Source organism: Delftia sp. ZNC0008 (genome assembly GCF_000799035.1).
Classification (GTDB): domain Bacteria; phylum Pseudomonadota; class Gammaproteobacteria; order Burkholderiales; family Burkholderiaceae_C; genus Comamonas; species Comamonas tsuruhatensis.
The window spans coordinates 1-7,638 of the sequence record NZ_JTKZ01000512.1 but is presented as its reverse complement, the minus strand read 5'-3'; the positions used below and the strand labels follow the sequence as shown (position 1 = coordinate 7,638).

The 7,638-nt window shown below is 67.8% G+C and carries 5 protein-coding genes; 3 read left to right on the top strand and 2 right to left on the bottom strand.

Annotated elements, in window-relative coordinates; genetic code table 11:
- On the bottom strand, nt 1-3,308 hold a 3,308-nt coding region (locus L995_RS17340), incomplete at its 3' end, for an indolepyruvate ferredoxin oxidoreductase family protein (RefSeq protein WP_047472767.1).
- Between the two features lie 188 nt (nt 3,309-3,496).
- Here L995_RS17340 and L995_RS17335 point away from each other — a divergent pair.
- Both L995_RS17335 and L995_RS17330 read left to right on the top strand, forming a co-directional pair.
- On the top strand, nt 3,497-4,000 hold the full coding sequence (locus L995_RS17335; protein WP_016449368.1) for an Lrp/AsnC family transcriptional regulator: 504 nt from the start codon (nt 3,497-3,499) through the stop codon (nt 3,998-4,000).
- 159 nt (nt 4,001-4,159) lie between these two features.
- Nucleotides 4,160-5,920, top strand: coding sequence for an MFS transporter (locus L995_RS17330; protein ID WP_374006324.1), 1,761 nt, complete (start codon nt 4,160-4,162; stop codon nt 5,918-5,920).
- A gap of 210 nt (nt 5,921-6,130) precedes the next feature.
- Here L995_RS17330 and mltA read toward each other — a convergent pair whose 3' ends face one another.
- Entirely contained in the window at nt 6,131-7,315 is a 1,185-nt protein-coding gene (mltA, locus tag L995_RS17325; RefSeq protein ID WP_017404060.1) for a murein transglycosylase A, read from the bottom strand.
- Between mltA and L995_RS33870 the strand changes: the two genes are divergently transcribed.
- Entirely contained in the window at nt 7,314-7,484 is a 171-nt protein-coding gene (locus L995_RS33870; RefSeq protein ID WP_016449371.1) for a hypothetical protein, read from the top strand. The two genes, mltA and L995_RS33870, sit on opposite strands and share 2 nt — an antisense overlap.
- Nucleotides 7,485-7,638: the final 154 nt, after the last annotated feature.

The window sequence follows — 7,638 nt, the reverse complement described above, 5'->3', positions numbered from 1 at the left end:
CCGCGTGCCGTGCCGCGCAGGCCCTTCATCTTCGCCAGCACCTGCATGGCCTTGCGCATCCAGGGACCGTAGGACTTCTTGACCAGATGGCCCTGCTCGTCCTTGGCGGCCGACGACGGCGGCGCCAGGTGGTGGACCACGCGGTAGTCGCCCTCGAACATGCTGGCGATGCGCTGGCTGAAGGCCGCATCGGTGTGCAGGCGCGCGACCTCGTACTCATCCTTGTAGGCCATGAGTTTGAACAGATAGCGGGCCACGGCTTGCGACAGGCGCGTACCCGAGCCCGCCACGGCGCGCTCGGCGGCATGGACCTTGTCCACGAAGGCCTGGTACTCGGCCGCATAGGCGGCGTTCTGGTAGGCCGTGAGGAAGTCCACGCGCTTGGCCACCATCTCGGTCAGCGAAGGCTTCTTGACGAACTGGATCACCTGGGCCGTCTGGAACAGGGCGCGCACGGCAGCCAGGTCATGGGCGCAGCGGCGGCCCCACTCGAAGGCGGCCTTGTTGTTGTCGGCCTGCACGCCGTTGAGTTCGATGGCACGCATCAGCGCCGCATGCGACAGCGGCACGCGGCCCTTTTGCCAGGCGTAGCCCAGGATCAGCGGGTTGGTGTAGATGCTGTCGCCCAGCAGCTGCACGGCCACCTGCTCGGCGTCGAAGCTGCCCAGCAGCTCGGGGCCCACAGCCTGGGCCAGTGCGCTGGCGCAGCGGTCGTCCGGTGCCTGCCAGTCAGGGTTGGTGACGAAGGCTGCCGTGGGCGAGCCATGGCTGTTGAGCGCCACGAAGGTGCGGCCCGGCTGCATCACGGACATGGTGGTCGGCGTGGCCGTGACGATGGGGTCGCAGCCGATCACCAGGTCGGCCTTGGCCATGTCCACCTTGGTGGTGTAGATGGCCTCGGGACGATTGGCGATCTGGATGTGGCTCCAGGTGGAGCCGCCCTTTTGCGCCAGGCCGGCCGCATCCTGGGTGATCACGCCCTTGCCCTCCAGGTGGGCCGCCATGCCCAGCAGCGAGCCGATGGTGATCACCCCCGTGCCGCCGACACCGGCCACCACAATGCCCCAGGCCTGCTCGGCCACCGGCAGCACGGGCTCCGGGATGGCGGGCAGCATGGACAGGTCGCCCTTCTTCTCCTTCTTGGGCTTCTTGAGCTGGCCGCCTTCGATGGTGACGAAGCTGGGGCAAAAGCCCTTCACGCAGGAGTAGTCCTTGTTGCAGGTGTTCTGGTTGATGCGGCGCTTGCGGCCGAACTCGGTCTCCACCGGCTCGACCGACAGGCAGTTGGACTGCACCGAGCAGTCGCCGCAGCCCTCGCAGACCAATTCGTTGATGACCACGGTCTTGTCGGGAGTGGCCAGCGTGCCGCGTTTGCGGCGGCGGCGCTTTTCGGTGGCGCAGGTCTGGTCGTAGATGATGGCCGTGCAGCCCTTGAGGGTGCGGAACTCGCGCTGGATGCGGTCCAGCTCGTCGCGGTGGTGCACGGTCACGCCCTCGGCCAGCGCCACGCCGTCGTACTTGGCGGGCTCGTCGGTGACGATGACCAGTTTGGCCACGCCCTCGGACTTGAGGCTGTTCATGATCTGCAGCACCGAATGGCCCTCGGGCCGCTCGCCCACGCGCTGGCCGCCCGTCATGGCCACGGCGTCGTTGTACAGCAGCTTGTAGGTGATGTTCACGCCGGCCGCGATGCTCTGGCGTATCGCCAGCAGGCCGCTGTGGAAGTAGGTGCCGTCGCCCAGGTTGGCGAAGACATGGGCGTCCTTGGTGAAGGGCGCCTGGCCCACCCAGGTCACGCCCTCGCCGCCCATCTGCGTGAAGGTGCTGGTGGAGCGGTCCATCCACACCGTCATGTAGTGGCAGCCGATGCCGGCCACGGCGCGGCTGCCCTCGGGCACGCGGGTGCTGGTGTTGTGCGGGCAGCCGCTGCAAAACCATGGCACGCGGTCGCCCGTGGGCTGGCTCTGGGCCACCTTGAGCGCGGCCTCGCGGGCGTCCAGCACGGCAATGCGCTCGTGCATGCGCTGGGCGATGTGTTCGGGCACGCCGATCTTGGTCAGGCGCTGGACGATGGCGCGCGCGATGAGGGCCGGCGTCAAGTCCGCATTGGGGCGCAGCAGCCAGTCCTGGCTGGGATTGGGCACCGACCATTCGCCGCCGTGTTCGTCGCTGAACTTGCCGACCACGTTGGGCCGCACGTCGGAGCGCCAGTTGTACAGCTCTTCCTTGATCTGGTATTCGATGACCTGGCGCTTTTCCTCCACCACCAGGATTTCCTGCAGGCCGCGCGCGAAGTCGCGCGTGATGGTGGCCTCCAGCGGCCAGACCACGTTGACCTTGTGCACGCGTATGCCCAGCTGGCGGCAGGTGTCGTCGTCCAGGCCCAGGTCGGCCAGGGCCTGGCGCATGTCGTTGTAGGCCTTTCCGCTGGCGATCAGGCCGAAGCGGTCGTTGGGGCCCTCGATCACGTTGTGGTTGAGCCGGTTGGCGCGCACATAGGCCAGGGCCGCATACCACTTGTAGTTCATCAGCCGCTGCTCCTGCTCCAGCGGCGCATCGGGCCAGCGGATGTGCAGGCCGCCGGGCGGCATCTGGAAGTCCTCGGGCAGGATGATGTTCACGCGGTCCGGCTCCACCGAGACGCTCGCCGAGGACTCGACCACCTCCTGGATGGTCTTCATGCCCGACCACAGGCCCGAGAAGCGGCTCATGGCAAAGGCATGCAGCCCCATGTCCAGGATGTCCTGCACATTGCTGGGAAAGAACACCGGCGTGCCGCAGGCCTTGAAGATGTGGTCGCTCTGGTGGGCGGCCGTGCTGCTCTTGCTGATGTGGTCGTCGCCGGCCAGCGCGATCACGCCGCCGTGCCGGGCCGTGCCCGCCATGTTGGCGTGCTTGAACACGTCGGAGCAGCGGTCCACGCCCGGGCCCTTGCCGTACCACAGGCCGAAGACGCCGTCGAACTTCTTGGTCTCGGAATAGAGATCCAGCTGCTGCGTGCCCCAGACGGCCGTGGCGCCCAGCTCTTCATTGACGCCGGGCTGGAAGACGATGTTGTTGGATTCGAGGTGCTTTTTCGCGGCCCATAGCGCCTGGTCATAGCCGCCCAGCGGGGAGCCCCGGTAGCCGCTGATGAAGCCTGCGGTGTTCAGGCCCGCTGCAGCGTCGCGCTGGCGCTGCAGCATGGGCAGGCGCACAAGGGCCTGTACTCCGCTCATGAACGCACGGCCGTGCTGCAGAGCGTATTTGTCGTCGAGGGTGACCGTCTCCAGGGCGCGGCGCACGTCTTCGGGCAGTGGGGCATTCATGGCTTGTCTCCATCGATGGTCGGCGCCCTGTCATGTCCTGCCCGGAACGGGAAAGAGGCATGCACGGCACTCGTTGTCTGAACCAAATCGCCTTTTTTCAGTGTATTCGTGCTCGTCTGATAGGTCTTTGCTTTCTTTGCGCCGTTTCAAGTATCCTGAGCAAGGATCTTTCTTGAAAATGGTGTTTTGTGCAAACTTTGGACAAATTCGACATTGCCATCCTCGGCCACCTGCAGGCCGACGCGCGCCTGACCAATGCCGAGCTGGCCCAGCGCGTGGGCCTGTCGGCCGCGCCGTGCTGGCGCCGCGTGCGGGCGCTGGAAGAAGCGGGCTTCATCCGCGGCTACCACGCCGACATCGACCGCCACAAGATCGGCCTGGGCGTGCTGGCCTTCGTGCGGCTGGACGCCGTGCGCACGGCCGGCACGCTGACGCTGGAGATGGAGGACGCCATCCGCAAGCTGCCCGAGGTGGTCACCTGCCACTACATCAGCGGCACCGGCACCTTCGAGCTGCAGGTGGTGGCGCGCGACCTGGACAGCTTTGCGCAGTTCGCGCGCAACACGCTGCTGAACCTGCCCAACGTGAAGGACATGCAGACCAGTTTCTCGCTGGGCGAGATCAAGTCCAGCCATGCGCTGCCGCTGTCCCAGCTGGGACCCATGGCGGGCCAGGGACTGCCGGGCCAGTAGCCGCAGGCCGGCGGACTGGCCTATGAAGGTCGCGCCGAAGCGACAGTGTGCTCCTGTAGCAGGAGCGAAAAACGGTTGTCGTACAAGGCGGTGGTCGTGGTTATTAGTAAGGCAACCATTTCTGGCGCCACCCTGCGTTTGGCCCGAGAATCGGGACACATGGCCGCAGAACAATCAACACCAGACCCCGCCCAGCCACCCGCCTCAGAAACCGAGCCTTCCACCCAGCCCCCGGCCGAGCCCTCGGGCGCGGGGGCGCCGGGCACCCTGCTCGAGGACCCGTCCGGCATGGCCGCTGCCGACAGGGCGGCCGCCGAGGCCGAAGGCCAGAAGACGGCCCAGGCCCAGCAGGGCGTCTGGGCGCCGCTGTCCGGCCCCACCTTCCGCATGCTCTGGCTGATCTGGATGGCGGCCAATACCTGCATGTGGATGAACGATGTGGCGGCGGCATGGCTCATGACCTCGCTGACCACCTCGCCCGTGCTCGTGGCCCTGGTGCAATCGGCCTCCACGCTGCCCGTCTTCCTGCTGGGCCTGCCCAGCGGTGCGCTGGCCGACATCCTGGACCGGCGCCGCTACTTCATCGTCACCCAGTTCTGGGTGGCGGCCGTGGCTCTGGTGCTGTGCCTGTTCGTGCTCTCGGGCCGGATGACGGCGCACTGGCTGCTGGTGCTGACCTTTGCCAACGGCATCGGCCTGGCCATGCGCTGGCCCGTGTTCTCGGCATTGATTCCCGAACTCGTGCCCAAGCACCACCTGCCCTCGGCCATGGCGCTGAACGCGGTGGCCATGAACGCCTCGCGCATCATCGGACCCCTGGTGGCGGGCGCCATCATCGCCAGCCTGGGCAGTGCCTGGGTGTTCGTGCTCAATGCCGTGCTGTCCGTCATCTCGGGCATCGTGCTGATCCGCTGGAAGCGCCGCCACGTGGCCAACCCGCTGGGCCGCGAGCGCCTGCCCTCGGCCATGCGCGTGGGCCTGCAGTTCGTGCGCGAGTCGCCGCGCATGCATGCGGTGCTGGCGCGCACGGTGTGTTTCTTCCTGCAGTGCACGGCGGTGATGGCCCTGCTGCCCCTGGTGGCCCAGCGCCTGCACGGCCCGACCGAGGGCGGGGGCGGCGCCGAGACCTTCACGCTGCTGCTGGCCTCCATGGGGGCGGGCGCCATCGTGGGCGCCATGTTCCTGCCGCGCCTGCGCCAGGCCATGTCCAAGGAAAGGCTGATCCGGTCGGGCTCTGCCGTGCATGCGCTGGCTACGCTGGCCGTGGCCCTGTCGCCCAATGTCTACATGGCCGTGCCGGCCATGATGCTGGCCGGCATGGCGCTGATCTCCACGGCCAACGTGCTGGGCGTCTCGGCCCAGATGGCCTTGCCCAACTGGGTGCGGGCGCGAGGCATGTCCATCTACCAGATGTCCATCATGGGCGGCACGGCGGCAGGCGCCGCGCTCTGGGGACAGGTGGCCAGCATGGTGGGCGTGCGCGGCAGCCTCATGGTGGCCGCCGCCAGCGGCGTGGCCTGCATGCTGCTGGTGCAGCGCCTGGTGCGCGACCGCCAGATCGAGGAGGACCTGAGCCCCTCCAAGGCCTTCCAGCGCCCCGAGGTCAACATCCCCGAAGCCGGCCGCGTGGTCGTCACCATCGAGTACCAGATCGACCCCACCCAGGCCGAGGCCTTCCGCGCCCTCATGCAGGAAAGCCGCCGCAGCCGCATGCGCCAGGGCGCGCTGGGCTGGAGCCTGCTGCACAGCATGAGCCACCCGGAGCGCTACGTGGAGCAGATCATCGACGAGTCATGGACCGAGCACCTTCGCCGCTTCGACCGCGTCACCGCCGCCGACGTGGCGCTGCGCGACCGCAAGCTGGCGTATCACAAGGGCAAGGAACCGCCGCGCGTCACGAGGTACTTCGATACCCCCTGAGGCGCTGCGCGCCTTCCCCCAGAGGGGGACGGCGCCCTCGCAGCGAGGCGGCTCTTGCTCGGCGCCCCTGGCGTTGGGCCGCGCCAGAGCGAGGGACAGTGGATAGAGGTGTGTCTGCGCTGGTCTTGTGCCATGCGGGGCGAGCCTTGGCGCAAAGGATAAAACCGGCGCACCCCAAAGCGGGAGGAAGCGGCGTAGCCGCTCAGGGGGTCACCTCAAGTGCGGTGCCTGGCTCGCCAGGGCGCGCGGCCAGAAGGCCCACAGGCGCAGGTTCTGCTTGATGCGGCCTGCCAGGTCGCCGGCTTCGGGGCCCCAGCCCATGAAGTAGTCGGCGCGCACGGCGCCGACGATGGCGCTGCCCGTGTCCTGGGCGAAGACCAGGCGGTTCAGCGCCACGGTGGGCCCGGATGTGGACAGCCAGACCGGTGTGCCGTAGGGGATGCTCTGCTTGTCCACGGCGATGGAACGGCCTGGCGTCAGGGCCACGCCCTGGGCGCCCTTGGGGCCGAACTGCAGGTCCAGGCCTTCCAGCGGCTCCTCACGGAAGAAGACGTAGCGCGGGTTGCTCCACAGCATTTCATTGACGCGGCCGGGGTTGGCGGCCACCCAGGCGCTGATGCCGGGCCAGGTGGCGTCGCGCACCAGTCCCTGGTCCAGCAGCCAGCGGCCCACGCTCTTGTAGGGCTGGTCATTGGTGCCCGCAAAGGCGACGCGGATCGTGCGTTGCGCGCCTGTAGGCTCGGTGATGTTCAGGCGCCCCGATCCCTGGATGTGCAGCACCATCGCATCGACGGGGTCGCGCAGCCAGGCGATGGCGCGGCCTGCCAGGGCCGCCTGGGCCTCTGGCAGGGTCTCGATCTGCTGGCGCGAGAACCAGGGCTTGCGGCTGCCGAAGCCGGCGCCGGCCGGCGTCTTGTACAGCGGCACGTTGAATCCGTCGCCGGGCAGGCGCCGCGCCTCGAACAGCGGCTCGTAGTAGGCGGTCAGCATGCCGTCCGGGCCGCCGCCCAGCGCCTCGATGCGGTAGGGTTGCAGATTGGCCATGAGCCAGGCGCGCTGCTCGTCGCCCGTGGCGATGCTCAGCTGGCGCACATCGCGGCACAGGCCTGCGAAGACCGAACTGGGTCGTTCGCAGTTCTTGAGCCACGCATTCCAGGCTTCGTGCAGCGCGTCCTCCTGCAGGCCGGGCAATTCGCTCCAGTCGGCCGCGATCCAGCGGCTCTTGGTGGGCGTGTTGGTGACCAGCGGGGGCCTGGGCGTGACGGCGGGAGAGCCGCCCGGCTGCAGATCGGGTACGGGCGAGGGGTCGTAGACCGGCTTGGTGGTGGTCGTGCAGGCGACCAGCGTCCCTACAATCAGCGCCATCGCGGCATGGCGCAGGAGGTGGAAATTCATGGGGTTGATTTTGCTCGAAGCACTGCTGGCCTTGGTGATTCTGGTCGCTATTGTGTGGTGGACCATGTTCTCCGGACGCCGCAAGGGCGAGTTGCCCGTGGACACGCCACGGGATTCGCATCCGTCTCCAGACAAACCCTCTCCCGGGCAGGATCGCAGCGGCCCGTGACGGCCGTGGAGGCAGCCTCGCGGAGCGGGCGCCGTCCTACGGGTATGCCCTGCCCGCACTGATAGGCTGTGCGCAGCCTGCTTTCCACAATGGGGACCCTGGCGCTACCGCACGGTGCGTTCCCAAGATTCAAAAGGAGTTTCCAATGCGCAAG

Excerpts from the sequence above, each read along its gene's own strand:
- L995_RS17330 (WP_374006324.1), top strand. The coding sequence starts at position 4,160 with ATGGCCGCAGAACAATCAACACCAGACCCCGCCCAGCCACCCGCCTCA.
- L995_RS33870 (WP_016449371.1), top strand. The coding sequence starts at position 7,314 with ATGGGGTTGATTTTGCTCGAAGCACTGCTGGCCTTGGTGATTCTGGTC.
- mltA (WP_017404060.1), bottom strand. The coding sequence starts at position 7,315 with ATGAATTTCCACCTCCTGCGCCATGCCGCGATGGCGCTGATTGTAGGG.